Raw genomic sequence first — 23,705 nt, 5'->3', positions numbered from 1 at the left:
CAACCTGCCAGCCGACCGGTGCAGCATTGGCTGCTCCCACAGAGAAGGTTGACGCCCGCATGACGAGGAACCTGCGACTGACGTTGGCGATGATCCTGGTGGTGATCCTCGTCATGATCGGCCTGACCGCGATCAACCGGAACGCCGGCTCGCGGGCCAGCGGCGAACCGGTCGACCCGGCCGTGCTGGTACGCGACGACAGCCACCGGCTCTCCACCGCCACCGACGGCAAGGTCACCCTGGTCGAGTTCCTCGACTTCGAGTGCGAGGCGTGCGGCGCGGTCTACCCGGCGGTCAGCGAACTCCTGGACACCTACCAGGACCGGATCACCTTCGTCGTGCGGTACTTCCCGATCCCCAGCCACCCCAACGCCGAGTTGGCCGCCCGGGCCGCCCAGTCCGCCGCCAACCAGGGCAAGTTCGCCGAGATGTACACCGTGCTGTTCGAGAACCAGGAGGCGTGGGGGCACCAGCGGACCCCGCAGACCGAGGCGTTCGTCGGGTACGCGCGCACCCTCGGTCTGGACGTCGACCGCTTCCAGCGTGACCTCGACGACCCGGCCACCGCCGAGCGGGTGGCCCGGGACCGGGCCGACGGCGAGACCGCTGGGGTGCAGGGCACCCCGACGTTCTTCCTCAACGGTCGGCAGTTGACCGACGTGCGTACCCAGGCGGACATGATCGCCGCCATCGACGCCGCGCTCGCCGGATGAGCGCCGACCCGGCCTGCCGGGCGGCGGACACCGACGCGCCGGAGGCGGGCTTCCTCGCCCGGGTCACCGCGTGGGTGCTCGCCGTCGGCGGCGCCGTCGGCCTGCTCGCGGCGGCCACCCTCACCGTCGAGAAGATCAACCTGCTGAGCGATCCGGACTACGTGCCGTCGTGCAGCATCAACCCGATCCTGTCCTGCGGTTCGGTGATGACCACCCCGCAGGCCGCCGTCTTCGGCTTTCCCAACCCGCTGCTCGGTATCGCCGGTTTCGCGGTGGTCGCCACCATCGGCGTCGTGCTGCTCGCCGGGGTGCGGCTGCCCGGCTGGATCTGGGCCGGTCTCCAGGCCGGGGCCACCTTCGGCGTGATCTTCGTGCATTGGCTGATCTATCAGAGCCTGTACGTCATCGGCGCGCTCTGCCCGTACTGCATGGTGGTCTGGGTGGTGATGATCGCGATCTTCGTCTATGCCACGCTGCACAACCTGCGCCGGGTGCCGCCGTCGTCGCCGCTGGCCCGGCTGGCCGGACTCGCCGGTTATCACAGCTTCATCCTGGTCGCGTGGTACACGGTGATCCTGCTGGCGGTGCTGGTGCGCTTCTGGGACTACTGGTCGACCCTGCTCTGACCTCGGCCGCGCCACCGGGTCGACGGTGGCGCGGCACCGGCCGCGAGCGTTACGGCGCGGGGACGACCTCCTGCCCGAGCGGCCAGATCGCCGCCGGCACCAGCTTGAAGTTGGCCACCCCGAAGGGGATCCCGATGATGGTCAGGCAGAGGCTCACCCCGGCGACGATGTGCGACAGCGCGAGCCACCAACCGGCCAGGACGACCCAGATGACATTGGCGACGCCGGAGGCCACCCCGACACCCGGCTTGGGCACCAGGGTCCGGCCGAACGGCCACAGCGAGTACGACGCCAATCGCAGCGACGCGACGCCGAACGGGATGGTGACGACGAGCACGAAGCAGATCAGGGCCGCGATGCCGTATCCGATCGCCAGCACGATCCCGCCGCCGAAGATGAGCCACAACACGTTCAGCACGAATCGGATCATGATTCCATCATGACCGGTGGGTGCCACCGGCCGCGAAGGGCGGCCGGTGGCACCGTTGCTCAGCCGGTGACGCCGGTCACCGCCGTGCCGGACTTGGTGACGCGGTAGGTCGCCTGGGCACCGCTCCAGAAGTGGAAGGTGAGGGTGACCGGGGCGCCGTCGCGGACCTCGCCGAAGAAGGTGGAGGTCAGCGCGATCCGGTTGGCGGCGTAGTCGGGCGCGAAGGCGACGTCGAACTCCTTGTACGACGTCCAGTCGTGCGGGCCGGCGTTGCTGCCGTCGGCGTACTTCGCCTCCATGGTCGCGAGCTGGTCGCCCCGGAACTGGGTCGGGATCGTGAACGCGCTGGTCGTCCCGGTGGCGTTGGAGAGCACCGGCGGGTCGTACGTGACGATGTCGATCCGCCAGGGCACGCCGGTGGAGAACCGGGCGTGCAGGGTGGCGTTGACGCCGTACGCCCGGCTGCCGACCAGCCGGGTCAGCGCGCTCGCGGTCAGCGTGAGCTGGTTGCCGGAGACGGTGTAGTCGGTGCCCTGCGTCAGGTTGGTGGTGCCCTGCCGCAGGCCGGAGAAGGTGGTGCCGTTCAGGTTCAGCGTCAGCGACTTGGCGGTGACCGAGCCGGTACGCGGCACGTACACCTGGTCGGCGGAGGCGGTGCCGGAGCGGGTCGTCCAGCTCGACTTGATCTGGGCGAACAGCTCGGCGTCCTTCCACTGGAAGGCGACCCGGTCGAAGTGCTGGCCGTTGTCCCAGAGTTGGGTGGTGAGCCGCTTGGTGCGGGCGTAGTGCCCGAGGAACTCGAAGAACTTGAGCTTCTCGCCCTGCTGCACGGTGCCGGTGTGCCGGTCGAAGCCGAGCAGCCCGTACTCGCCGATGACGACCGGGATGTTCCGGGCGACGAAGGCGTTGTGCACCCGGTCGAACCGGTCGACGAGGTCCTGCTGGGTGACCGCGTCGAACCGGGTGCCGCCGGCGACGTTCACGCTGAACGGCCAGTAGCCGTAGAAGTGCACGGTGGCGATCAGGTTGCGGTCGCCCAGCTGGGTGAAGGTGCTCACCAGTTCGTCGATGCGGGGCTGGTCGGAGGAGGTGTGCAGAGTCGGCAGCACCAGCATCCGGGTGGCGTTGTTGCCCCCGGAGGCGCGCACGATCCGGTGGAAAGAGGTGTTCAGCTCGTGCAGGAGCTGGGCGTTCTGGGCGTCGCCGGAGCTGTTGGCGAACTGCGGCTCGTTGACGCTCTCGAAGTGCAGTTTCGGCGAGGCGTCCCGGAACGCGGCGGCGATCTGGGTCCAGAGCGCGTTGTAGCGGTTGAGGACGGTGGTCCGGTTGGTCGGCATCTCGTGGATCCACTGCCACGAGTCGTGGTGAATGTTGATCATCACGTAGAAGCCGTCGTCCAGCGCCCAGCCGACGACCTCCTTGATCCGGTTCAACCAGGCCGCGTCGATGGTGTACGTGGGTGCTGCGCCGTGCCGGTTGCTCCAGGTGACCGGGATGCGGATGCTGTTGAAGCCCTGGGCCCGGATGGCGTCGAGCTGCGCCGGGGTAACCCGGGGGTTGCCCCAGGCGGTCTCGTCGGCACCGACCGAGTCGAAGGTGTTGCCGAGGTTCCAGCCGGGCTGCATCGCGGCCACGTACGCCATCGGGTCACCGGCCGGCGGCGGGGTGGTCGGCGGAGGCGTGGTGGGGGGTGGGGTGGTCGGCGGCGGGGTGGTCGGGCCGACGCTCCCGGTGCAGGTGACCCCGTTGAGGGCGAACGAGGTCGGCGCGGTGTTGCTGGTGCCGGTGTAGGTGCCGTTGAAGCCGAAGGAGACGCTCTGGTTGGTGCCCAGGGCGGCGTTGTAGCCGACGTTGGTGGCCGTCACGTCGTTGCCGGCGGAGGTGACGGTGGCGTTCCATGCCTGCGTCACCCGCTGGCCGGAGGGGAACGTCCAGGTCAGCCGCCAGCCGTTGACCGGGTCGCCGAGGTTGGTCAGGTCGACGTTGGCGGTGAAGCCGCCGGGCCACTGGCTGGGGGCGGAGTAGACCACCCGGCATCCCGCGGCGGCGTGCGCGGCGCCCGCGTTGACCAGGCCGATGCCGGCCAGTAAGACGGCTATCCCGCTGGTGACCAGGCCGAACCGCCATCGTGTCCTGCGTAGTGTGCCTCTCAGCCCGGCCATGACGCTCCTCGGTGTGGTGATGGTGTCGACGGGTGCTGGCCGAGCGCCGCCGGGACCACCGGAAACGTCCGGCCGGCTCGCACCATAAGTTGGGATCAACAACTTTGTCAATCGACCGAGGCTGATATTCCCGCGCGCCTGACCGGCCCGCGTGCGCGTCACAGCCGCCCGGCCACCGTCCGGGCCGCGTCGGTGAGGCGCGGGGCGTACCCGGCCGGGTCGTCCAGCCGGACCAGCCGGACGGCCACCCAGGTCCCGGAGACGCTGACGAAGACCGCCCCCTCCTCCAGGTACGCCTCGTCGCCGATCCCGGTGAGCGTCTCGAACTCGTGATCGAGATCCCGGTCGACGTCGAGGATCTTCTTCGCCCCGTCGCCGACGAAGACCTCCACCTGGGCCAACGGCCCCGAGACCGGCCCGGTGTACGTGCAGGTGTCCCGCACCGGCACCGGGTCCTCCAACGGCGTACCGGCCAACTTCTCGGCCTCCGCCTTGGTCACCAGCGCGCAGGCGTCGACCTCGGGCGCGTCCGGCGGCGCGGGCGTCTCGCTCGACGGCTCCGGCTCCGGCGCCCCGGTCGGCGCTGGTGGTGGCGGTGCCGCCGCCGGCTCGACGGCCCCGCCGCACGCGGCGAGCACGGCCGTCACGACCGCCGTCACGGTGAGCCGGGCGGCGGTGGACAGGTGCCTCATCGTCGTCTCCCTCCGCGTCACCGGGGCAGGGCGTCGAGCAGCCGACGCAACGCCTGCTCGTATCCGTCGGGCCGGGCACCGAGGCGGGCGAAGCTGCTCAGCGTCACGGTGTAACTGCCTCCGTCGCCGACCACCACCGCCTCGGCGCCGATGTCCTTCACCGCCAGGTAGCCCTTCGCGCCGTCGCCGATCTCCGTCACCGTGGTGTAGATCTGCCCGGCCTGCTGGCGTTGGTAGTCGTAGGTGCTCTCGCCGGCCAACCGCGAGGCGGTGGTCACGGTGAGCTGGGCGACCCCGTTGCCGTCGCCGAAGCTGCAGGTGCCCTGGTCCACCATGGGCTGACCGACGAACTCGGAGATCTGCGCCGCGTCGAACGGGCAGGGCGGGCGTGCCGTGTCGGCCTCGTCGACGGGTAGGTCGAGGTCGGTGTCCACATCCGCGCCGGCCCCCGTGTCCGGCGCCGGTGGAGCCTCGGTACCGCCGCCGCTGCATCCGGTGAACGCGAGCACCGCCACGCAGAGCGCGGGCATGATCTTTCGCCGCACGTGTCCTGCTCCCTTCGTCGGCCGACCGCCGGGTGACGTCTCGACGCTACGGTCGGCGGGCCGGGAAGGAATCCGGTGTTTCCCTAGCTATCGACGCCCGCCGCCCCCCGGGGTGCCGGTCGTGGTCCGCGCGAGTGCGGCGCCGAGCTCGGCGCGGCGGGAGATGCCCAGCTTGCGATAGACCCGGGAGAGATTCGTCTCGACCGTCTTCGGGCTGACGAACAGCTCGTCGGCGATGGCCCGGCTGGTCCGCCCCAAGGCGGCGAGCCGGGCCACGCGTTCCTCGGTCGCGGTGAGGTCCGACGGCGCGGGCGGGCGGCCACCGAGCCGGGCGGCCTCGGCCCGGGCCCGCTCCGCGAACGCCGCCGCCCCGAGCGCGTCGAACTCGGCCGCCGCGGCCTGCAACGCCTCCCGGGCCTGCCGCTTGCGGCGCGACCGGCGGTGCACCACCCCGGCGACCAGCAGACACCGGGCGCGGTCCAGCGGCAGGACGTCGGGCGGCACCGCGACCCGCGCGGCGTCGATCTCCGCCAGCGCGGCCGACGGGTCGACTCCGTCGGCACTGTCCACCAGGGCCCGGCTGCGCGCCAACCCGAGCAGCGTCCAGGGGCGCGGCAGCCGCTGGTGCCGCTGCGCCAGCCGCGCCAGCGTCGCCCGCGCGGTGACCAGGTCACCGATCCCGACGCACGCCTCGATCCAGTCCGGCTCGAAGCGTTGGGCCAGCGGCTCGGCCAGGCCCATCCGGTCGAACATCGCGGCGAGCCGCCGGTAACCGGCGGCGGCGTCGGACATCCGTCCGGCACTGAGCGCGACGAACGCATCCAGGTGCAGGTGGATGCGGCGGCACCAGTCGTCGTCGAGTTCATCGCCCAGCCGGGTACCCGCCTGCGCCGTCCGGGCCGCCGCGTCGAGCCGGCCGCGCAGCGCGTCGAGCAGCGCGGCCAGCCAGGTCTCGGCGGTGAGTTCGGTGCCCAGCAACTCGCCGAGCTCACGGGCCGCCGCGATGTGCCGCTCGGCCGCCGCCCAGCGACCGGCCAGCAGTTCGGTCTCGCCGAGGTGCTTGAGCAGGTCGTACTGGGACGGCTCATCGCCGCGGGCGGCGGCCCGGTCCAGCAGCCCGGTCAGGCGTTGCCGGGCCTGGGCCGGATCGTCGATACTCTTCCACCAGATCGCCGGGATCGTGGCGGCCAGCCAGGACGGCTCCGCGCCCTCCATGGCCAGCGCCCGGTCGAGCAGTTCGATGCGGGGCGACTCACCGGCGCGTACCTCGTTGAAGAAGAGGTTCATCAGTGCGGCGGCCAGCAGCGCAGGGTCGCCGCCGGGCCCGGTGAGCAGCCCGACCGCCGCCTCGGCGTGCGTCCGGGCCGGATCGGGCAGGTCGACGAAGAGCGCCAGGTGGGCGTGGATCCGGCCGGCCAGGGGAGTGTCGGGTCGGGTCGCGGTGAGCGCCCGCGCGGCGGCCTCGACGGCGGTGCCGCCCGGCTCGTCCGCGCTCCACGCCACCTCGGCGCGGAGCAGCAACGCCTCGGCGCGGACGTCGCCGGTGAACCTGTCGGCCGCCGCCTCGGCGGCGAGCCGGGCGCCCGGATGGTCGCCGCAGTCGAACCGGCACCGGGCCGCCGCGAGTCGCCGTCGGCCCTGGCTGTCCGGGTCGTCCGCCGGGGTGAGCCGCGCCGAGGACTCGTAGAGGGTCGCGGCGGCCTCCGGCGCCCCGCGCGCGTGCTGCCGCGCCGCGGCCGCCGCCAGGGCGTCGGCCACCACCGGGTCGGCCGTGGTGGCGCAGAGCGCCAGGTGCCGGACCCGCTCGTCCGGGTCGGCCACCGCCTCGGCCAGCCGGCGGTGCAGAGCCCGCCGTACGCCGGGCGGGATGCCGGCGCGGACCGCCGCCGCATACACCGGGTGGCTGAACTCGACCCGCTGCGGCGTCACCACCAGCAGCCCCGCCTCCTCGGCGGCGTCGAACGCGCCGGGACCGACCCCGGCCGCCGTCAGATCCCCGAGCACCGGTACGCCGAGCAGGGCGGCCAACCGCACCGCGTCCCGGCAGCGGGCCGGCAACCCGGCCAGGACCTCGCCGAGGAGGTGGTGCATGGAGGCGGTCACCGGCAGGTCCTGTCCCGGCTCGGGAGGCTGCGGCAGGCGCTGCACCGCACGGGCGACCTCGATGGCGACCAGCGGGTTGCCGGCCGCCTCGCGGGCGATCCGGGCGAGCAGCGGGCGGCTCAGCGGGGCACCGATCCGGTCCCGCAGCACGTGGTGCAGCGCGGCCACGTCGAGCGGGGTCAGGGTCAGCCGGGTCAGCCGGCGGGGGCCGGTGTCGAGCCCGAGTGGCGCGGACCGGGGCGCCGGCCCGGACGGGGTGCGGCAACTCACCAGCGTGGCCGGCACCGGGTCGAGCCGGCGCAGCGCGAACCGCAGCGCCCGTTCGCTCGGCCGGTCCAACCAGGGCGCGTCGTCGACCGCGACCAGCAGCGGCCGGCCGGCGGCGAGCGCCGCCTCCAGCAACGTCCGGGTCGCCGCGCCGACCCCCCGTTCGTCGAACGTCTCGTCGCTGTCGCCGGTGAGCAGCACCACCTCGGCGGCGACCCGCTGGGGACGGGGCAGGTCGACCACCAGGTCCGCCAGCGGGCGGAGCAGGTCGGCGAGAGCGGCGTACGGCAGGTCGGTCTCGCACTCGGTCGGCGCGCAGGCGAGGACCGACCAGCCGGCCCGGCTCGCCTCGGCGACCAGGGCCCGCAGCAGGGTCGTCTTGCCGATCCCGGCCGGGCCTTCCAACAGCACCGGGCCGGGCTCGCCCAGCGCGCGCCAGGCCAGGTCGAACAGGGCGTCCCGGCCGACGAGCGAACGCGGCATGTGGCGATTCTGGCACCGGCCGGAGTCGATGGGCATCAGGCGGTCGGCGCGCCGTGGCGGTCGGTCGGCCGGGTCTCCTCAGGCGTGCAGTCAGCAGACAGGAATCCCACTGATGGCATCTACATAGGAAGGGATTCCACAGATTCCTCGTCGTGTATGCGTCGCGTCGGCTGGTGGTCGATCGTTGCCGAAGACGGGAGCTTTCGTACCCGTGATCATGCCAAGAGTGCCGAGGAAGCGGTCGCCACTCGACGTACGGGTGAGAGAGGTGGACGTTGGAGGGTAGGGATCCGACTGACATCGTCCGCCGGGCGACGGCTGAAGCGCTTCGGCGGATCGCCGGGGAGACGATCCTGACTGGCATCGTGGGCAGCCGACTGGGGGCACTGGGGGACGGCCTCCGGGACGTACTGCGTTCGGCGCTGGTGACGCAGCGGGTGGCGGCGCCGCGGCGACTGATCGGGCTGTGTCGGGAAATCGACCTCGGGCCCGACGCGTTCGACCTGCTGGGACATCATCTGCTGGGGGCGCTGGTCGGGCACCGGCCCGGCCCGGACGCACTGGTACGCACCGGCGGTGCGCTGGGGTTGGCGCGGCGGGAACTGTTCGCCCCCCGCCGAACGGAGCCGGACGACCCGGTCCGGACGGTCCGTCCGCACACCGGGCGCGGCAACAGCGCGAGCGCCCGCTACCGCTCGACGAGACCGCCGGAGCACCTGCCCTCGCCGCCGGCCTGGACCTGCACGGGATGCGGCCAGGAATGGCCGTGCGCGGTCAAGCAGAGCCAGTTGCTGGCGGAGTTCGGGGGAGCGCGGGCCGCGCTCGCGGTCTATCTCGGGTCGTGCCTGCTCGCCGCCGCCCGGGACCTGCCCGGGTTACCGCTGGACCACGCCCGAAACCGGTTCCTCGGCTGGTTGCCGCGCCGACCGTGCTGAGCCCGGTCACCGGTCGGGCCGGTGCGGGGACAGTCCCGCACCGGCCCGACCGGGTCTCTCAGCGCACGGTGGGCTCGGGCGCGGTGCCGTTGGCCGCGGCGACCGGGTGCCCGGCTTCGTCCTCGGTGGCCGGCGGGCCGGCGAACCAGTCGATACCGGCCTTCCCGCCGGCCGCGACGACCGCCGCCGCCCGCGCCACCGGGTCCGTCAGCGACGCCGGGTCGGTCAACGCCGCCGAAGCGGACTGCGCCAGCCCGTGGCCGGAGCGGCCGGCGTCCGGACCACCGCCGGAGGCGACGCCCCCGGAGCCCGCCGGGGCGACAGCGCCGTCCGGGCCACGGGAAATACCCGTTGCGCCACCGCTGCCCTCCGCGTCGCCGGAGGCGGTGCCCGCCGCGCCGTTCTCGGCACGGGCACCGTCCGAACCCGGGCCCGAACGAAGGGCGTCCGCGCCGGAACGGAGAGCGTCCGGGCTCGATGCGGCGCCGTTGACCACCGACCGCTCCGGACCGCCGCGCTCGGCACCGGCCGCCTCGGTGCGCGCGTCGCCGTCGGCAGTGGGCTGGTGCGCGCCGGTCGCCGGGGCCGGCTCGCCGTTGACCCGGGCGGCCGGGCGGGCGCCCACCATCGGATACTCGGCGGTCTCGGTGCCGCCGGCCGCCGCGGCCATCACCGCCGCCGCCGCCAGGTCGGCGACCCGCTTGGCCTCCCGCTGCACCCGGGCACGGGTCTCCTTGGCGTGCCGCTCGGCCGCCTCGACGGCCCGGCGCACCTCGTCCAGCCGCTGGCTCTCCGCCGCGAGGTCGCGGCCGGTCTCCTCCAACTGCCGGCGCAGCCGGGTCAGCTCGGCGTCGGTGGCGTCCTTGTCCCGCCGGGTCTCGTCGAGCTGCCGGCGGGCGCCGTCCAACTCCTCCTGCAACCGGGCCAGCGCCTCCTGCTGCTCACCGACCTGGAGCTGGACGGTGTGCAACTGCTCCTCGGCGGCGGCGGCCTGCTCGTCGCTGAACTTGCGGGTCTCGGCCGCCTGCTCGTCGGCGCGCTTGCGGATCTCGGCGGAGTACTGCTGCGCGTCCGCGATCATCGAGCTGACCCGCTGCTCGGCGGCGGAACGCTGGGCGGCCAACTCGCGCTCGACCGAGGCCCGCTGCTCGGCCAGGTCCTCCTCGGCGTTGGACCGCCGCTCCGCGAGTTCCTCCTCCACCGTGGTCCGCCACTGGGCCAGCTCCTGCTGGCTCTTGGTCCGGGCCGCCTGGATCTCCTGGTGGATCTGGGTACGCGCGGACGTGGTCAGCGCCTCGGCCGCCGAGCGGGCCTGCTCGACCTGCTGGCGGCACTGCTCGCCGATGCGCTGCGCCTCCTGCTGGGCGCGCTCGTGTGCGGCCTCACCCTCGGCCCGCAGCTTCTCGGCGCGTTCGCGGATCTCGGCCAGCTCCGCCTCGGCCGTGGTGCGCTTCTCCTCGTACGTCTTCTCGTGCTCGGCCCGTCGGGTGGCCAGCTCCTCGTCGAGGTCGGCCAGCGCCTTGACGGTCCGCTCGCGCGCGTTGGCGAGCGTCTTCTCGGCCTCCGCCTGGAGCTTGGTGGCCCGCTGGGTGTGGGTGTCCACGATGGCCGTCGCCTGCTTCTCGGCCAGGTCCAGGATCTGGTCGACCATCGGACCCAGCTCACGGAAGGACGCCCGGTCCATCTGGGTCGGCCGCTGGCGCAGCTCGGTCACCTCGACCTGGAACGCCTGGAGCTTGCCGGTCAGGTCCCGCACGTGCGTCGTGGCCCGGTCCCGGTCGGCGGCGACCGCGGCGATGCGGGCGTCGGCCTGTTCGACGTAGCGGTCGACCTGCCGTTTGTCGTACCCCCGCAGGGTGACCTCGAAGTTCGGCCGCGAGGCCAGGTCGTCGCGGGCTGCGAACGGTTCCTCGCCGATGGACATGCCCCATCCTCCGTACGATCGCGAGCGCCACACCGGCCGCCCGGCTGCGATGACGCGCAACGCTACCGCTGCTCGCGTTCGTCTGTCGTCCCACCCCGGTACCGATTCCGCACCGGCTGACGGGGTGACCACGGTCCTCGACCGCGCGGGCGGTCGACGGGGTGTCCGAGTGGCCTGTTCCGGCGGTACCGCACCCGAGTCTCATCGAGTCGCGTCGACTCGGTCCGTAGCGCTGACCGATGTCGGGGACCCCATCTTGACAGCTAGTTAGGTTAGGTTAGCCTAACCGCATGTCGAGCGTACTGGCGCCGGACGGCGTCGAGCAGAGCCTGCGTGGAGCCGACCTCCACCTGGGCTACCACGGCACGCCGGTGGTGCACGGTGCCGGGATCACGCTCCGTCCCGGTGCGGTCACGGCCCTGGTCGGGCCGAACGGCAGCGGTAAGTCCACCCTGTTGCGGGCGCTGGCCCGACTGCACCCGATCGACAGTGGCACGGTGCTCTTCGCCGACGGTTCCGCCGCCGCCGGCCTGCCCGCGAAGGAGTACGCCCGCCGGGTGACCCTGCTCGCACAGAGCCGCCCGGTCCCCAACGGGGTCACTGTCCGTGACGTGGTCGGCTACGGCCGGCACCCGTACCGGGGGCGCTGGCGCGCCGACGACCCGGACGGTCCCGCCGCGATCGGCCGTGCGATGGAGGTCACCGGGGTCACCGCGATGGCCGACCGGCCGGTGGACGAACTGTCCGGCGGCGAGTTGCAGCGGGTCTGGCTGGCCACCTGCCTGGCCCAGGACACCCCGGTGCTGCTGCTCGACGAGCCGACCACCTTCCTCGACCTGCGCTACCAGGTCGAGATCCTCGACCTGATGCGTGACCTCGCCGACGACCACGGTGTCGCGGTCGGCGTGGTGCTGCACGACCTGAACCAGGCCGCCGCGGTGGCCGACGAGGTGGTGCTGCTGCACAGCGGCCGGGTCCGGGCCACCGGCACCCCGGCCGAGGTCTTCACCGAGCACGACCTGACCGAGACCTACGGGATCCGGATCGAGGTCGTCGTCGACCCGCTCAGCGGTCTGGTCACCACCCGCCCGGTGGGCCGCCACCTCACCCGCATCCCGGTCTGATCCCGGACCGGCCCGTACCACCCATCCCGAGAAAGAACATCATGTCCCGTACCCGTGTCACGGCCCTGGTCGCCGCCGCCACCGCTCTGGTGCTGGCCGCCTGCGGCACCACCGAGAACGCCTCCGCACCCGACTCCACCCCCTCCGCCGCCGGCGGACCGGTCACCCTGACCGACAGCCGGGGCAAGGAGATCAAGCTCGACAAGCCCGCCACCAAGGTCGTCGGCCTGGAGTGGGGCGAGGTCGAGATGCTCGTCAGCCTCGGTGTCATGCCGGTCGGTGTCGCCGACCCCAAGGGCTACGCCACCTGGGTCACCGCCGCCAAGCTCGACGCGGGCGTCAAGGACGTCGGCACCCGGGGTGAACCGAGCGTGGACTCCATCGTCGCGCTGGAGCCGGACCTCGTGGTGATGACGGACGATCGCGGTGCCGGCACGATCGCGCAGCTGGAGAAGTACGTCCCGGTGGTCGTCACCAAGGGCAGCGACGCCACGGACAACATCGGCCGGATGCGCGCCGACGTGAACATGATCGCCGCCGCGGTCGGCAGGACCGCCGAGGCGGAGAAGCTGCTCGCCGACTTCGACACCGCGATCGCCGACGGCAAGAAGAAGATCGCCGACGCCGGAGCCGCCGGTAAGCCGTTCGCCATCGCCGACGGCTGGAAGGAAGGCAGCACGGTCAGCATCCGGATGTTCGGCCAGGGCGCGCTCGTCTCCCAGATCGGCATCCAGCTCGGCCTCACCAACGCCTGGCAGGGTGAGGTCGACGAGGCATGGGGCCTGGGCCAGACCGACGTCGAGGGCATGACCGTGCTCAAGAGCCCGGACCTGCACTTCTTCTACAACGCCTCGGACGGCGACGACGTCTTCGCCGACGGCCTCGCCGACAACGCCATCTGGAAGGCGCTGCCCTTCGTCCAGCAGGGCAACCTGCACCGGATGCCGGACGGGATCTGGACCTTCGGCGGGCCGCTCTCCGGCAAGCAGTACATCGACCAGTTCGTCAACACCTACGCGGTGTGACCACGCTGTCCGCACCCCCGCGTTCGGAGCCGGCCCTCGGGCCGGCTCCGGCCGGGCGCGTCTCGGCTCCACGCGTCGTCGGGGCCTTCCTCGCCGCCATCGCGTTGCTGCTGGTGGTCGCCGGTGTCCACCTCACCCAGGGCACCTCCGCCGTCGGCGCGCTCGACCTGCTGCGGCTGCTCACCGGCGGCGACGACGAGACGGTTCGGGTCCTGGTCGCCTCCCGGGTGCCCCGGCTGCTCGCCGGGCTGGCCATCGGCGTCGCCCTCGGCTTCGCCGGCGCGGCCCTCCAGTCGATCGCCCGCAACCCGCTGGCCTCGCCGGACACGCTCGCCGTCAACGCGGGCGCCCACCTGGCCATCGTCTCGGTCTCCGCGTTCGGCATCGCGCTGCCCGCGCTGCCCGCCGGTGGCCTCGCCTTCTGCGGCGGGCTCGCCGCGGCCGGCCTGGTGATGGCGATGTCCTCCGGCGGGCAGGCCGGCACCACCCGGCTGATCCTCGCCGGTTCGGCCACCGCCCTGGCGCTCAGCTCGGTGACCATGCTGCTGCTCCTGCTCTTCGAGCAGGCCACCATCGGCCTGTTCGCCTGGGGCAACGGCTCCCTGGTGCAGAGCGATCTGAACGCGCTCACCCAGCTCGCCCCGGTGCTCGGCATCGCCGTCGTGGCACTGATGCTGCTCGGGCACCGCCTCGACATCCTCGCCCTCGGCGACGACACCGCCACCGTGCTCGGCCTCGACGTACGCCGTACCCGGCTGATCGTCACGGTGCTGGCCGTGCTGCTCGCCGCCTCGGCGGTGACCCTCACCGGGCCGGTCGGATTCGTCGGCCTCTGCGCGCCGGTGATCGTCCGGCTGCTCGGCTCGGTGGTGCCCGGCGTGCACCGGCACCGGGTGCTGCTGCCGCTCTCCGGCATCGCTGGAGTGATCATCGTGCTCGGCTCCGACGTGCTGCTGCGGGCCGTCATGGGCGGCCAGGCCGGGGTGGACATCCCCACCGGCGTGGTGACCACCCTGCTCGGCGCTGCCGTGTTGATCTGGCTGGCCCGACGGCACCGCGACGCCGGACCGACCCGTCGCCCGCCGGGCGGTCACGCGGCCGTACGCTCCGCCGCCTTCCACCGCACGGTGCTCGTCGTGGCGGCCACCGTCACCGGCGCGGCGGTGCTGCTCGGCATGCTGTTCGGGGACACCTGGGTGCTGTTCGGCGACATCGTCAACTGGATCAACGGCAACACCGGTCCGGCGTACACGTTCGTGCTGGACCAGCGCTGGCCCCGGGTCGCCGCGGCGATGCTGGCCGGCGCGGCACTGGCCGTGGCCGGCACCACCGTGCAGGCGGTCTGCCGCAACCCGTTGGCCGAACCCGGCATCCTCGGCATCACCGCCGGCGCCGGCCTGGGCGCGGTCTCGCTGCTCACCTTCGTGCCGCTGGCCGGGGTGTGGGCCGTCTCCGGGGTGGCCGGGCTGGGCGCCATGCTCGCCTTCGCCCTGGTCTACGGCGCGGCGTGGCGCGGCGGGCTCAGCTCCGACCGGTTGGTCCTGATCGGCTTCGGCGCCTGGCAGGGCGGCATGGCGATGATCACCTTCATGATCGTGGCCTTCGACCCGTGGAACACCGGCAAGGCGCTCACCTGGCTCTCCGGCTCCACCTACGGGCGCACCGCCACGCAGGTGCTGCCGGTGGCGATCGCGCTGCTGGTGCTCACCCCGGCGGTGGTCGCCGCCCGCCGCGAGCTGGACCTGATGACGTTGGACGACGACACCCCCCGGGTGCTCGGCGTCCGGCTGGAACGCACCCGGCTGATCGCGCTCGGCGCGGCGGCGCTGCTCACCTCGACCGCCGTCTCGGCCGTCGGTGTGATCGGCTTCGTCGGCCTGGTCGCCCCGCACGCGGCCCGCGCGCTCGTCGGCGGCCGGCACAGCCGGGTGCTCCCGGTCGCCGCACTGCTCGGCGCGGCTCTGGTCAGCCTCGCCGACACCCTCGGCCGCACCGTGATCGCCCCGGCACAGATCCCCGCCGGCCTGGTCACGGCCATGATCGGTACCCCGTACTTCGTCTGGCTGCTGTGGCGTTCCCGCGCCGCCGCGCCCCGATCCCGGTGACGCGTCGCCGCGCCACCGGTCCGCACCAGAGAGGCACCATGACCCACACCCTGCCGATCACGCCCTGGCGGCTGTTCGCCGTCGAGGTTCGCGCGGTACGCCGGCTCAGCCCCTCCTTCGTCCGGGTCACCTTCACCGGCCCGGACCTGGACCGCTTCGCCGACAACGGCTACGACCAGCGGATCAAGCTGGCGTTGCCGCTGCCCGGTCAGCGTGGGGCGGACCTGCCGCAGGGGCCGGACTGGTACGCGCAGTGGCGGGCTCTGCCGGAGCACCTGCGCAACCCGATCCGCACCTACACCGCGCGGGCGGTCCGGCCCCACCTCAACGAGGTGGACGTCGACCTGGTGCTGCACGGCGACTCCGGCCCGGCGACCCGGTGGGCGCGGCGGGTACGCCCCGGCGACGAGATCGCCATCGCCGGCCCGGACGCCGGATACGACGGCGACCAGGGTGGGCGGGAGTTCCGGCCGCCGTCGACCGGTCGTCTGCTGCTCGCCGGGGACGAGACAGCGGTGCCGGCGATCGGCGGGATCTGCGAGCGGCTGCCGTCCGACGCCCGGGGCCGGGTGCTGCTGGAGGTGCCGTCGGCGGCGGACGTGCTGCCGTTGGTGGCGCCGCCCGGCGTCGAGGTGACCTGGCTGTCGCGCGACGGTGCGCCGCACGGTGCCCGGCTTGTCCCCGCCGTGGCCGCCGCCGCCGAGGAACTGCTGGCCCGGGCGCTGCCGGTCGGGGCCGGTGTGTCGGGGGCGTACGCGTCGGGCGGCCAGTTCGTCGACGACGTGGACGTGGACCGCGCGATCCTCTGGGAGGTGCCCGACGCCCTGCCGTCCGCGCCGCTGTACGCGTGGCTGGCGGGGGAGGCGGGTGTCATCCGTACCCTGCGCCGGCACCTGGTCGTCGAGTGCGGCCTGGACCGGCGTGCGGTGGCCTTCATGGGCTACTGGCGGCACGGCCGCGCCGACCCGTCGAGCTGAGCCCCGGCGGGTCAGGGCAGCGGGTGCGAGATGCCCCGGGCGTGGTCGGTCAGCGCCGCACCGACCACGGTGGCCTCCAGCGGCAGGATCTCCAGGCAGCGGCGGACCGCGATCGCCATCAGCGTGTTCGGCACCCGCATGGAGAGCGTGCAGTGCGGCACCCAGTGGCCCGGTCGGTAGTGCTCGACCAGCTCGATCCCGGCGGCGGTGAGCCGGTCGTGCACCAGCCGGTGGTGCGTCAGCAGCTCGGTGGTGGGTGCCGGGCCCAGCCAGAGCACCCGGCCGACGAACTGGCCGGCGTGCTGGAACGTCAGCCGCAGCGGTGCCGCCACGGTGGTGCCGGCCAGCGCCGCCGCCACCTGCTCCGGGTCGAGGCGCGGCGCGACCGCCAGCGAGACGTGCGGCCGGTGCCGCTGCTCCAGCAGGGACCGCAGGCTCTGCACCCCCTCGGCCTCCAGGGCGTCCCAGAGCACCCGGATCCGGCGGGTGGCGACGGTGTCCAGATAGAGTTCCAGCGCGGCGACCACATGATCACTGTAGGCGGGTCGCCCCTCACGGCACGATGACCGCCCGGCCCTCCAGCGTGCCGTCCTGCATCCGGCGGTACGCGTCCATCGCGTCGTCCAGGCCGAACGTGGTGATCTTCGGGCGGACCAGCCCCCGTGCCCCCAGGTCGAGCACCTCGATCAGTTCCGGCCGGCTGCCCCAGTACGTGGTCTGCACGCTGGCCTCGTAGGGGACGGTGAAGAAGCCCACGGTCAGCGAGCCACCGCCGATGCCGACGACGGTCAGGTCGCCGACCGTCCGCACCACCGAGACGGCGAGCTTCAGGGTGGGGTCCGCGCCGACGAAGTCGAGCACCACGTCGGCACCCCGGCCGCCGGTGAGCGTCCGGATCTCGTCGGCGGTCCCCGCGCCGGACCGCAGCGTCAGGTCTGCGCCGCACTCCTGCGCGAGCCGCAACGCCTCGTCCCGGGTGTCCACCGCGACGACCCGGGTCGCGGTGGTGGCCTTGAGGATCTGCACCCCCACGTGCCCCAGACCGCCGACGCCGATCACCACCGCCGTACTGCCCGGCACCAGCTTCGGCCAGGACCGGCGGATCGCGTGGTACGGCGTCAGTCCCGCGTCGGTCAACGGCGCCGCCTGCACCGGGTCCAGCCCGTCCGGCAGCGGCACCACGTGCCGGGCGGCCGGCACCAGCTCGTACTCGGCCATGCCGCCGTCCAGGCCCAGACCACCGCCGCCACCGGGCACCGGCGCGGCGGCCGGGTTCTCGCAGTAGTTGTCGGCGCCGACCCGGCAGCGGGCACACACGCCGCAGCCCCACGGCCCGTACACCGCGACCGGTTGGCCCACCTCCAACCCGGTCACCCCGGCACCGAGGGCGTGCACCCAGCCGGCGTTCTCGTGCCCCAGCACGAACGGCGGCCCCCACGGCAGCGTGCCCGAGTCGAAATCGTGCATCAGGTGCAGGTCGGAGTGGCAGGCCCCGGCGCCACCGATCTTCACCACCACCTGGCCGGGGCCGGGCGTCGGCTCGTCGATCTCGACCAGCTCCGGGTCGCTCTTCCAGGCGGGCAGCCTCAACGCGCGCATGTGTCGCCTCCTTCGTCCACCGGCTGCCTCCCCGGCGGACGCCGGGACAAACCCCGGGACGACCGTCGCGCCCCACCGGCTTGCCGATCGGTCCGTGCCGTCCTGACCGGACGCTCCGGTGCCCGCCGCGTCGGCGGCGGGCACCGGAGCGCGGTGCGGTACTCAGCCGTGCCAGGACCCTTCGGTGTGCATGCCGGTCGCCTCCTCCAGCGCGTTGTCCGGCAGGTCCTCGCCGGCCACGTCGTCCGGGAACGGTCGCCTCGGCGGCGCCGGGTCCGGTGGTGCGCCCGGTCCGGCCTCGGACGTACGGGTCGGCTCCACCGGCCCGAACCCGTGCCGGCCCTCGGGCCGCTGCGGTGCCCCGTCCGCCGCCCGCCGTTCGCCCCGCCGTCCCTCGGGCACCGCGGTCTCCTCGCTGCCCTCGTCCATCGGCGAGTGCTCGCCGGCACCCCACGGCGGATCGGCGTCGAAGCCGTCCGTGGTGCCCCAGGGTGCGACGCTCTCCGGTCCCCGGTCCTGCCTGTCCCTGTCGGTCATGGCCACCTCGCCTGTCGGTACGCCCGGCGGTCGCGGTCGGTACGCGCGTCGTGCCGGTCGGCCGTCAGCGGCCGTTCATGGCCATGTGCCGCCGGACCGCGTGCATGGCCGCCATCCCGCCGGCGCCCTTGCCCATCCGGCCCGGCGTATGGGCCAGACCGTTCGCCCGGCCGAGGATCCCGCGCAGCACCTGCCCGGGCTTCTGCTGCTCACCCATGTACGCGGTGACCACGATCAGCGCCCCGGTCAGCGCCGGGATGGCCCACTGGAGCATCTTCAACTGGCGCTGGCTGGCGGCCACGTGCGCCGGGGTCTGCCCGTTGGGCTCGGTCACGCCCTGCACCGACGGCGTACCGGCCTTGGCCAGACGCATGCCGAGCAGCCGGCTGTAGCCGGTCACCGCGAGCGCGCCGACGGTCAGCGCGGTCTTCACCGTGCTGGCCCGGCCGACGCCCCGCTGGGCGGCCATCCGCGGGCTCTCGGTGACCAGTTCACCGACCGCGCCGGCCAGGTGCGCGCCGATCGCGGCCGCGTTCACCGGCGTCCACCGGGTCCAGCCGGTCGAGGCCGTCGAAAGTCGTTTGGTCGAGTCGTCGATGCGGGCCGCGGCGCCGTTGACGCCGAACGCTCCCATCAGGGAGCCGCCGAACCAGGCCGCCAGGCCCAGGTCGTGCATCGAACGCAGTGCGGTGTGACTGTCAGACATCAGGTCCCCCTCCGCCGTGTCGGGCGCAGCGGCTTACCCCGGTCCGCACCGGCTAATCGCCGCAGACCCGACCCCGCCCGGCCACCGACGGCCAGCAACGGTGCGGCAGGGCGGCGACGGTCAGCGGCGCGGCGGAAGGGAGGCGGCGAAGTCGGCCACCCGCGTGGCCAGTGGCCCGGCGGCGCGTACCCAGGTGAAGTGGTCCAGGCGGGCGTCCGGCACCCGGTAGCGCTCGCGGGTCACCGGCGCCGCGGTGAGTTTGGCGCAGAGACGGTCCACGGTCGGGTGCGGAGTGTACTGGTCACCCTCGACGCTGACCGCCAGCACCGGCGTGCGGATCCGGCCCACGGCCGCCTCGGCGTCCATCCCGTCGAGGTCGGGGAACCGGCCGGTGCGGGCGGTGTGCGCCCAGTCGCGGATCACGCCCCGGGCCTGCCGGCCGCCGAACCCCCAGCCGGGCCAGACGCCGAGCAGCCGGGCGGTGACGCCGATGCCCTGGGTGTACGGCAGCACGCCGTAGCGACGCGGCCCGGCGAAGTCCCGCCAGTACGGGATGCCGACGGCCACCAGCGCCAGCCCGTCCACCTCCTGCTCGCCGTGCAGGGCCAGATGCAGCACGGCGGCCTGGCCACCCAGGGAGTGCCCGAGCAGCAGCGTGCGCCGCCCGTCCAGCCGCTCCTTGAGCACGTCCCGCACCGCACCGATGTCGGCGGCCAGCTCGGGGTAGCCGTAGCGGCAGGCGCGACTCGGTCGGGGCGTGCTCTCGCCGGTGCCGCGCAGGTCGGCCACGACGACGGCCAGCCCGGCGTCGCGCAGGGCGGCGGCGAACGGCCGGTAGTACCGGGCCCGGACGCCCATCGCCGGGGCGATCAGCACCACCGGGGCGCCGGTCACGCCCACCGGCTCCGGATAGACCTGGATGCCGAGGCGGGCCCCGTCGACCTGGACGTACTCCTGGAGGTATTCCACCGTTGCGCTCACCACGCCAGGCTACCGGCGAGTAGCCAACGGGGCGGGGCCGCCCCGACGCGCGGGTGGTCGCGTCGGGACGGCCCCTCGGGGTGACTCAGGAGACGCTGATCGAGCCGTTCGAGGCGCGTACGCAGGCCACCGAGCGAACGGCGGTGGTGGCCGCACCGGTCAGGCACTGGCCGAGCACCTGGTGTCCGGCGGCGTTCGGGTGCCACGACTCCTGGCAGGTCTGGAAGTAGGTCACGCAGGTGTTGGCGATCCGCTGGATGGCGATCTTGTCCTTGCCGGAGAGGCTGGTGACGAAGGTGCCGTTGGGCGGGTTGTCCTGCAACCGGATCGGAGTGGCCAGAGTGCCGGTCGGGCTGTTGGTCCGCTCGCAGAGCCGGGCGCCGTCGAAGGCCCGCTGCACGTTGAGGTAGACGAGGTCCGCGCCGGGGAACTCGGCGGCCAGCGTGCTCCGGGTGGAGCTGACGATGGTGCCGAGGCCCTGCGAGAACCGGTGCCCGGGAGCCAGGCTGGCGCGGTGGATCGGGCAGCCGGCCGCGTACCGCTCGGCACCCAGGGCCCGGAACTTGTCCCGGGTGTCGTCCCGGCTGTCCTCGGAGTGGTATCCGGCCTCCAACTCCAGCGGCAGCGGGTTGGTGTAGTCCTGCAACACCACCCGGTGCTGGCCGTCGGCGTCCACCTCGCGCAGCGTGGTCAGGATCTGCCGCACGGCCGCCGTGGTCTCGGCGGTGGCGGCGCTGAGCTGCGCCGGGGTCGCCAGGTCGGCGTCGGTGCACGGCTTCTGCTCCACCGGCCCGTTCAGGTACGCCCAGAACTCCCACCAGCCCGTCCACGCATCCGCGATGAACCGGTTGGCGCACTTCTCGGCGACCCCGCCGAAGGTGAAGGAGCTGTTGTTGGAGCCGAGGCCGATCAGCACCAGGTCGATGTCGTGGGTCTGGGCGACCGTCCGGAGCTGGTCGAGCTGCGCGGCGACCTGACGCCCGTTGGCGCGGGCCGACGAGGCGGCGGCGATGTCGTGCGGCTGGCCGCCGGAGCAGGCCAGGTTGAACCGGGCCTGGATGCCGGGCAGCGACGCCTGGTGCAGCGAGGCGTTGCCGGACCGGTGGCAGAAGAAGGCGTCACTGTTCGACGCTGTCCACCCCGGGAAGCCCCGCGCGACGCCGGTCGAGTCGACCACCGGCTGGTAGGCCCCGGCGCCTTCGCCGCTGATGAAGCTGTCGCCGAGGGCGACCGCCGCGGTGGGTAGAGCCGCCGCGGCGGGTGCGGACGCGGCGACGGAGGTGGTGACGGCCGCTGTGGCGATGGCCAGGGCCAACGCGGCGGTACGACGCAACCCGGACATGGCTTCCCCATCCGTTCATGGAAATATGAAAGATCCTCTAGAACGGTGATGACATCACGCGGGTGTGACGCACGTCAACCATGGGAAACATGAGTGGCACCGGGACGCCAGGGACGCCGGAGGCGCACCCCGCACCACCCCACGCCGACGGCCGGGCATAACCCTGGAGACCCGGACGTTGACCGCGGCAAGGTCCACCAGCAGCGCCGCCACGCGGCGTGCCGCGTGGGTGTCCGCTCGGCTTGTCGGGGCGTGCGGCTACGCTCGCTGCGGCGTGCCCGCGCCGGGCCGACCGCCGACGGTGCGGTGCAGCACATCGCCGAGACCGGGGAGTACGACCAGTTGACCGCAGAGCCTGAGACCCTGTACGGGGCCGACGACCTCACCCACCTCGAGGGGCTGGACGCCGTCCGCAAGCGTCCCGGCATGTACATCGGTTCCACCGACAGCCGTGGCGTGGGCCACCTCGTCAACGAGATCCTCGACAACTCCACCGACGAGGGCGTGGCCGGTCACGCCACGAAGATCGAGGTGATCCTGCACGCCGACGGCTCGGTGCAGGTCGACGACGACGGGCGCGGCATCCCCACCGACGTGCACGCCCGCTCCGGCATCTCCGGAGTCGAACTGGTCCTCACCCGGCTGCACGCCGGCGGCAAGTTCGGCGGCTCCGGCTACAAGACCTCCGGCGGCCTGCACGGCGTCGGCGCCTCGGCGGTCAACGCGCTGTCCCGCCGCTTCGACGTCACCGTCCGCCGGGGCGGCAAGGTGCACACCATGTCGTTCCGGCACGGCGTGCCGGGCATCTTCGACGGCGACGGCCCGGACGCCTCCTTCACCGCCGGCCCGGGGCTCCAGGTCGTCGGCGCGGTCAAGCGCGGCCAGCGCACCGGCACCTCGATCCGCTACTGGTACGACCCCCGCTACTTCGAGACCGGCGCCGCCCTCGACCACGACGCGGTCCGGGCCAAGCTGCGCCACACCGCGTTCCTGGTCCCCGGAGTCAGCTACACCCTGCGCGACCACACCGGCGAGCAGTCGACCGAGGAGCGGTTCCACTACCCGAACGGGCTCACCGACATGGTGGAGTTCCTCGCCCCGGCCGGTGACCGGCCGGTCTCCGGCACCCTGCTGGTCAACGGCGAGGGGACCTATCGGGAGAACGCCGCCGACGCCAACGGCGTGATGCAGTCCAACGTGCAGCGGCGCGCCGAGATCGAGGTGGCCTTCCGCTGGGGCACCGGATACGAGCGCACCGTCGAGTGCTTCACCAACACCATCCGCAACGCGCACGGCGGGACGCACCGTAAGGGCTTCGAGCGGGCGCTGGCGCGGACGCTCGCCGACGCCGTCCGCAACACCCGGGGCCTGCTCAAGGCCAAGGAGGACGCGCCCACGCTGGACGACGTCCTGGAGGGCATGACCGCGGTGGTGCACGTGCGGGTGCCCGAGCCGCAGTTCACCTCGCAGACCAAGGACGAGCTCTCCACCGCCGGTGTGGTCAAGGTGGTGCAGGGCCTGGTCGAGCAGCACGTCAAGTCCTGGCTGGACGACCGTAAGACCAAGACCGAGGCCCGGACGGTCCTACAGAAGATCGTCGACGCGGCCCGGGTGCGGCTGACCCAGAAGCAGCAGAAGGACGCCGCCCGGCGCAAGACCGCCCTGGAGGGCGCGTCCATGCCGCCCAAACTGGTCGACTGCCGCGCCGCAGGTATCGAGCGCAGTGAGCTGTTCATCGTGGAGGGCGACAGCGCATTGGGCACCGGGCGACTTGCCCGTTCTGCCGAGTATCAGGCGCTTCTGCCGATCCGGGGCAAGATCCTGAACGTGCAGAAGGCCAACCTCCAGCAGGTGCTGGACAACGCCGAGTGTGCGGCGATCGTGCAGGTCCTCGGCGCGGGGTCGGGGCGTACCTTCGACCTGTCCTCGCTGCGCTACGGCCGGGTGCTCATCATGGCCGACGCGGACGTCGACGGCGCGCACATCCGGACGCTGCTGATCACCCTCTTCGCCCGCTACATGCGACCGCTGATCGAGTCGGGCCGGCTCTACGCCGCGATGCCGCCCCTGCACAAGATCACCACCAAGGGGCGCAACCCCGAGACCATCTACACCTACACCCAGGCGGAGATGGAGGCGACGGTCCGCAAGCTCGCCTCGGCCGGCAAACAGATCGTCACCCCGGTGCCGCGCTTCAAGGGTCTCGGTGAGATGGACGCCGACGAGTTGTGGGAGACCACGATGAACCCGGCCACCCGATCGGTACGCCGGATCACCATTGACGACGTCGACGCCGCCGAGCGGATCCTCGACCTGCTGATGGGGGAGAAGGTCGAACCGCGCCGCAACTGGTTGATCGACTCCGCCGACCGCGTCGACCGCGACGCCATCGACGCCTGACCACCGGGTTCTGGAAGGAAAGCTGAGCC

General features: G+C 73.1%; 20 protein-coding genes. 8 read left to right on the top strand and 12 right to left on the bottom strand.

Features of this window, described 5'->3' with window-relative positions:
- Window positions 1-59 precede the first annotated feature (59 nt).
- Window positions 60-713, top strand: a complete 654-nt coding sequence (locus tag ABT008_RS10390) for a DsbA family protein (protein WP_350695371.1) — start codon at window positions 60-62, stop codon at window positions 711-713.
- Window positions 710-1,339, top strand: a complete 630-nt coding sequence (locus ABT008_RS10385; protein ID WP_350695370.1) for a vitamin K epoxide reductase family protein — start codon at window positions 710-712, stop codon at window positions 1,337-1,339. The genes ABT008_RS10390 and ABT008_RS10385 overlap by 4 nt, the downstream gene beginning before the upstream one ends.
- A gap of 49 nt (window positions 1,340-1,388) precedes the next feature.
- On the opposite strand, the gene ABT008_RS10380 is transcribed toward ABT008_RS10385, so the two are convergent.
- The 5 genes from ABT008_RS10380 to ABT008_RS10360 form a co-directional block, all read right to left on the bottom strand.
- A complete protein-coding gene (locus tag ABT008_RS10380; protein ID WP_350695369.1) occupies window positions 1,389-1,769 on the bottom strand; it encodes a YccF domain-containing protein in 381 nt (126 codons plus the stop codon).
- A gap of 59 nt (window positions 1,770-1,828) precedes the next feature.
- Window positions 1,829-3,931 (bottom strand): cellulase family glycosylhydrolase, encoded by a 2,103-nt coding sequence (locus ABT008_RS10375; RefSeq protein WP_350695368.1) that lies wholly within the window; start codon window positions 3,929-3,931, stop codon window positions 1,829-1,831.
- 158 nt (window positions 3,932-4,089) lie between these two features.
- Window positions 4,090-4,623 carry a DUF3558 family protein gene (locus ABT008_RS10370; protein ID WP_350695367.1) on the bottom strand — a complete coding sequence of 178 codons (534 nt, stop codon included), beginning with the start codon at window positions 4,621-4,623 and terminating at the stop codon, window positions 4,090-4,092.
- A gap of 17 nt (window positions 4,624-4,640) precedes the next feature.
- Window positions 4,641-5,168 (bottom strand): hypothetical protein, encoded by a 528-nt coding sequence (locus tag ABT008_RS10365; protein WP_350695366.1) that lies wholly within the window; start codon window positions 5,166-5,168, stop codon window positions 4,641-4,643.
- 87 nt (window positions 5,169-5,255) lie between these two features.
- Window positions 5,256-8,021 carry a helix-turn-helix transcriptional regulator gene (locus ABT008_RS10360; protein ID WP_350695365.1) on the bottom strand — a complete coding sequence of 922 codons (2,766 nt, stop codon included), beginning with the start codon at window positions 8,019-8,021 and terminating at the stop codon, window positions 5,256-5,258.
- A gap of 365 nt (window positions 8,022-8,386) precedes the next feature.
- Between ABT008_RS10360 and ABT008_RS10355 the strand changes: the two genes are divergently transcribed.
- Complete coding sequence (locus ABT008_RS10355) at window positions 8,387-8,956, top strand: hypothetical protein (RefSeq protein ID WP_350695363.1); 570 nt, start codon at window positions 8,387-8,389, stop codon at window positions 8,954-8,956.
- Window positions 8,957-9,014: 58 nt separating this feature from the next.
- Here the strand turns inward: ABT008_RS10355 and ABT008_RS10350 are convergent, their stop codons facing one another.
- Window positions 9,015-10,880, bottom strand: coding sequence for a hypothetical protein (locus tag ABT008_RS10350; protein WP_350695361.1), 1,866 nt, complete (start codon window positions 10,878-10,880; stop codon window positions 9,015-9,017).
- 290 nt (window positions 10,881-11,170) lie between these two features.
- On the opposite strand from ABT008_RS10350, the gene ABT008_RS10345 reads away from it, so the two are divergent.
- The 4 genes from ABT008_RS10345 to ABT008_RS10330 are packed head-to-tail and all read left to right on the top strand — an operon-like array spanning window position 11,171 to window position 16,111.
- Window positions 11,171-12,004, top strand: a complete 834-nt coding sequence (locus tag ABT008_RS10345) for an ABC transporter ATP-binding protein (RefSeq protein ID WP_350695360.1) — start codon at window positions 11,171-11,173, stop codon at window positions 12,002-12,004.
- A 41-nt stretch (window positions 12,005-12,045) separates the two neighbouring features.
- Entirely contained in the window at window positions 12,046-13,029 is a 984-nt protein-coding gene (locus tag ABT008_RS10340; protein WP_350695358.1) for an ABC transporter substrate-binding protein, read from the top strand.
- Window positions 13,026-15,134: an iron ABC transporter permease gene (locus tag ABT008_RS10335; RefSeq protein WP_350695356.1), complete on the top strand. Its 2,109-nt coding sequence runs from the start codon at window positions 13,026-13,028 to the stop codon at window positions 15,132-15,134. The genes ABT008_RS10340 and ABT008_RS10335 overlap by 4 nt, the downstream gene beginning before the upstream one ends.
- Window positions 15,135-15,172: 38 nt before the next feature.
- Window positions 15,173-16,111, top strand: a complete 939-nt coding sequence (locus ABT008_RS10330; RefSeq protein WP_350695354.1) for a siderophore-interacting protein — start codon at window positions 15,173-15,175, stop codon at window positions 16,109-16,111.
- An 11-nt stretch (window positions 16,112-16,122) separates the two neighbouring features.
- On the opposite strand, the gene ABT008_RS10325 is transcribed toward ABT008_RS10330, so the two are convergent.
- The 6 genes from ABT008_RS10325 to ABT008_RS10300 form a co-directional block, all read right to left on the bottom strand.
- On the bottom strand, window positions 16,123-16,638 hold the full coding sequence (locus tag ABT008_RS10325; protein ID WP_350695352.1) for a 2'-5' RNA ligase family protein: 516 nt from the start codon (window positions 16,636-16,638) through the stop codon (window positions 16,123-16,125).
- Window positions 16,639-16,663: 25 nt separating this feature from the next.
- A complete protein-coding gene (locus ABT008_RS10320; RefSeq protein WP_350695350.1) occupies window positions 16,664-17,710 on the bottom strand; it encodes an NAD(P)-dependent alcohol dehydrogenase in 1,047 nt (348 codons plus the stop codon).
- Window positions 17,711-17,872: 162 nt separating this feature from the next.
- Window positions 17,873-18,247 (bottom strand): hypothetical protein, encoded by a 375-nt coding sequence (locus tag ABT008_RS10315; protein WP_350695348.1) that lies wholly within the window; start codon window positions 18,245-18,247, stop codon window positions 17,873-17,875.
- Window positions 18,248-18,311: 64 nt separating this feature from the next.
- Entirely contained in the window at window positions 18,312-18,953 is a 642-nt protein-coding gene (locus ABT008_RS10310; protein ID WP_350695347.1) for a hypothetical protein, read from the bottom strand.
- 120 nt (window positions 18,954-19,073) lie between these two features.
- On the bottom strand, window positions 19,074-19,922 hold the full coding sequence (locus ABT008_RS10305; RefSeq protein ID WP_502890397.1) for an alpha/beta hydrolase family protein: 849 nt from the start codon (window positions 19,920-19,922) through the stop codon (window positions 19,074-19,076).
- Between the two features lie 97 nt (window positions 19,923-20,019).
- Window positions 20,020-21,276, bottom strand: a complete 1,257-nt coding sequence (locus tag ABT008_RS10300) for an SGNH/GDSL hydrolase family protein (RefSeq protein WP_350695343.1) — start codon at window positions 21,274-21,276, stop codon at window positions 20,020-20,022.
- Window positions 21,277-21,618: 342 nt separating this feature from the next.
- Between ABT008_RS10300 and ABT008_RS10295 the strand changes: the two genes are divergently transcribed.
- Window positions 21,619-23,676: a DNA gyrase/topoisomerase IV subunit B gene (locus ABT008_RS10295; RefSeq protein ID WP_350695611.1), complete on the top strand. Its 2,058-nt coding sequence runs from the start codon at window positions 21,619-21,621 to the stop codon at window positions 23,674-23,676.
- Window positions 23,677-23,705: the final 29 nt, after the last annotated feature.

It is taken from the genome of Micromonospora sp. NPDC002389 (genome assembly GCF_040296095.1).
In the GTDB taxonomy this organism is placed as follows: Bacteria; Actinomycetota; Actinomycetes; order Mycobacteriales; family Micromonosporaceae; genus Micromonospora.
This window is presented reverse-complemented; position numbering and strand designations above follow the sequence as displayed.

What these genes read in the sequence shown, in the direction of transcription:
- ABT008_RS10390 (WP_350695371.1), top strand. Translation starts at nt 60, where the DNA reads ATGACGAGGAACCTGCGACTGACGTTGGCGATGATCCTGGTGGTGATC.
- ABT008_RS10385 (WP_350695370.1), top strand. Translation starts at nt 710, where the DNA reads ATGAGCGCCGACCCGGCCTGCCGGGCGGCGGACACCGACGCGCCGGAG.
- ABT008_RS10380 (WP_350695369.1), bottom strand. Translation starts at nt 1,769, where the DNA reads ATGATCCGATTCGTGCTGAACGTGTTGTGGCTCATCTTCGGCGGCGGG.
- ABT008_RS10375 (WP_350695368.1), bottom strand. Translation starts at nt 3,931, where the DNA reads ATGGCCGGGCTGAGAGGCACACTACGCAGGACACGATGGCGGTTCGGC.
- ABT008_RS10370 (WP_350695367.1), bottom strand. Translation starts at nt 4,623, where the DNA reads ATGAGGCACCTGTCCACCGCCGCCCGGCTCACCGTGACGGCGGTCGTG.
- ABT008_RS10360 (WP_350695365.1), bottom strand. Translation starts at nt 8,021, where the DNA reads ATGCCGCGTTCGCTCGTCGGCCGGGACGCCCTGTTCGACCTGGCCTGG.
- ABT008_RS10350 (WP_350695361.1), bottom strand. Translation starts at nt 10,880, where the DNA reads ATGTCCATCGGCGAGGAACCGTTCGCAGCCCGCGACGACCTGGCCTCG.
- ABT008_RS10345 (WP_350695360.1), top strand. Translation starts at nt 11,171, where the DNA reads ATGTCGAGCGTACTGGCGCCGGACGGCGTCGAGCAGAGCCTGCGTGGA.
- ABT008_RS10340 (WP_350695358.1), top strand. Translation starts at nt 12,046, where the DNA reads ATGTCCCGTACCCGTGTCACGGCCCTGGTCGCCGCCGCCACCGCTCTG.
- ABT008_RS10330 (WP_350695354.1), top strand. Translation starts at nt 15,173, where the DNA reads ATGACCCACACCCTGCCGATCACGCCCTGGCGGCTGTTCGCCGTCGAG.
- ABT008_RS10320 (WP_350695350.1), bottom strand. Translation starts at nt 17,710, where the DNA reads ATGCGCGCGTTGAGGCTGCCCGCCTGGAAGAGCGACCCGGAGCTGGTC.
- ABT008_RS10315 (WP_350695348.1), bottom strand. Translation starts at nt 18,247, where the DNA reads ATGACCGACAGGGACAGGCAGGACCGGGGACCGGAGAGCGTCGCACCC.
- ABT008_RS10310 (WP_350695347.1), bottom strand. Translation starts at nt 18,953, where the DNA reads ATGTCTGACAGTCACACCGCACTGCGTTCGATGCACGACCTGGGCCTG.
- ABT008_RS10300 (WP_350695343.1), bottom strand. Translation starts at nt 21,276, where the DNA reads ATGTCCGGGTTGCGTCGTACCGCCGCGTTGGCCCTGGCCATCGCCACA.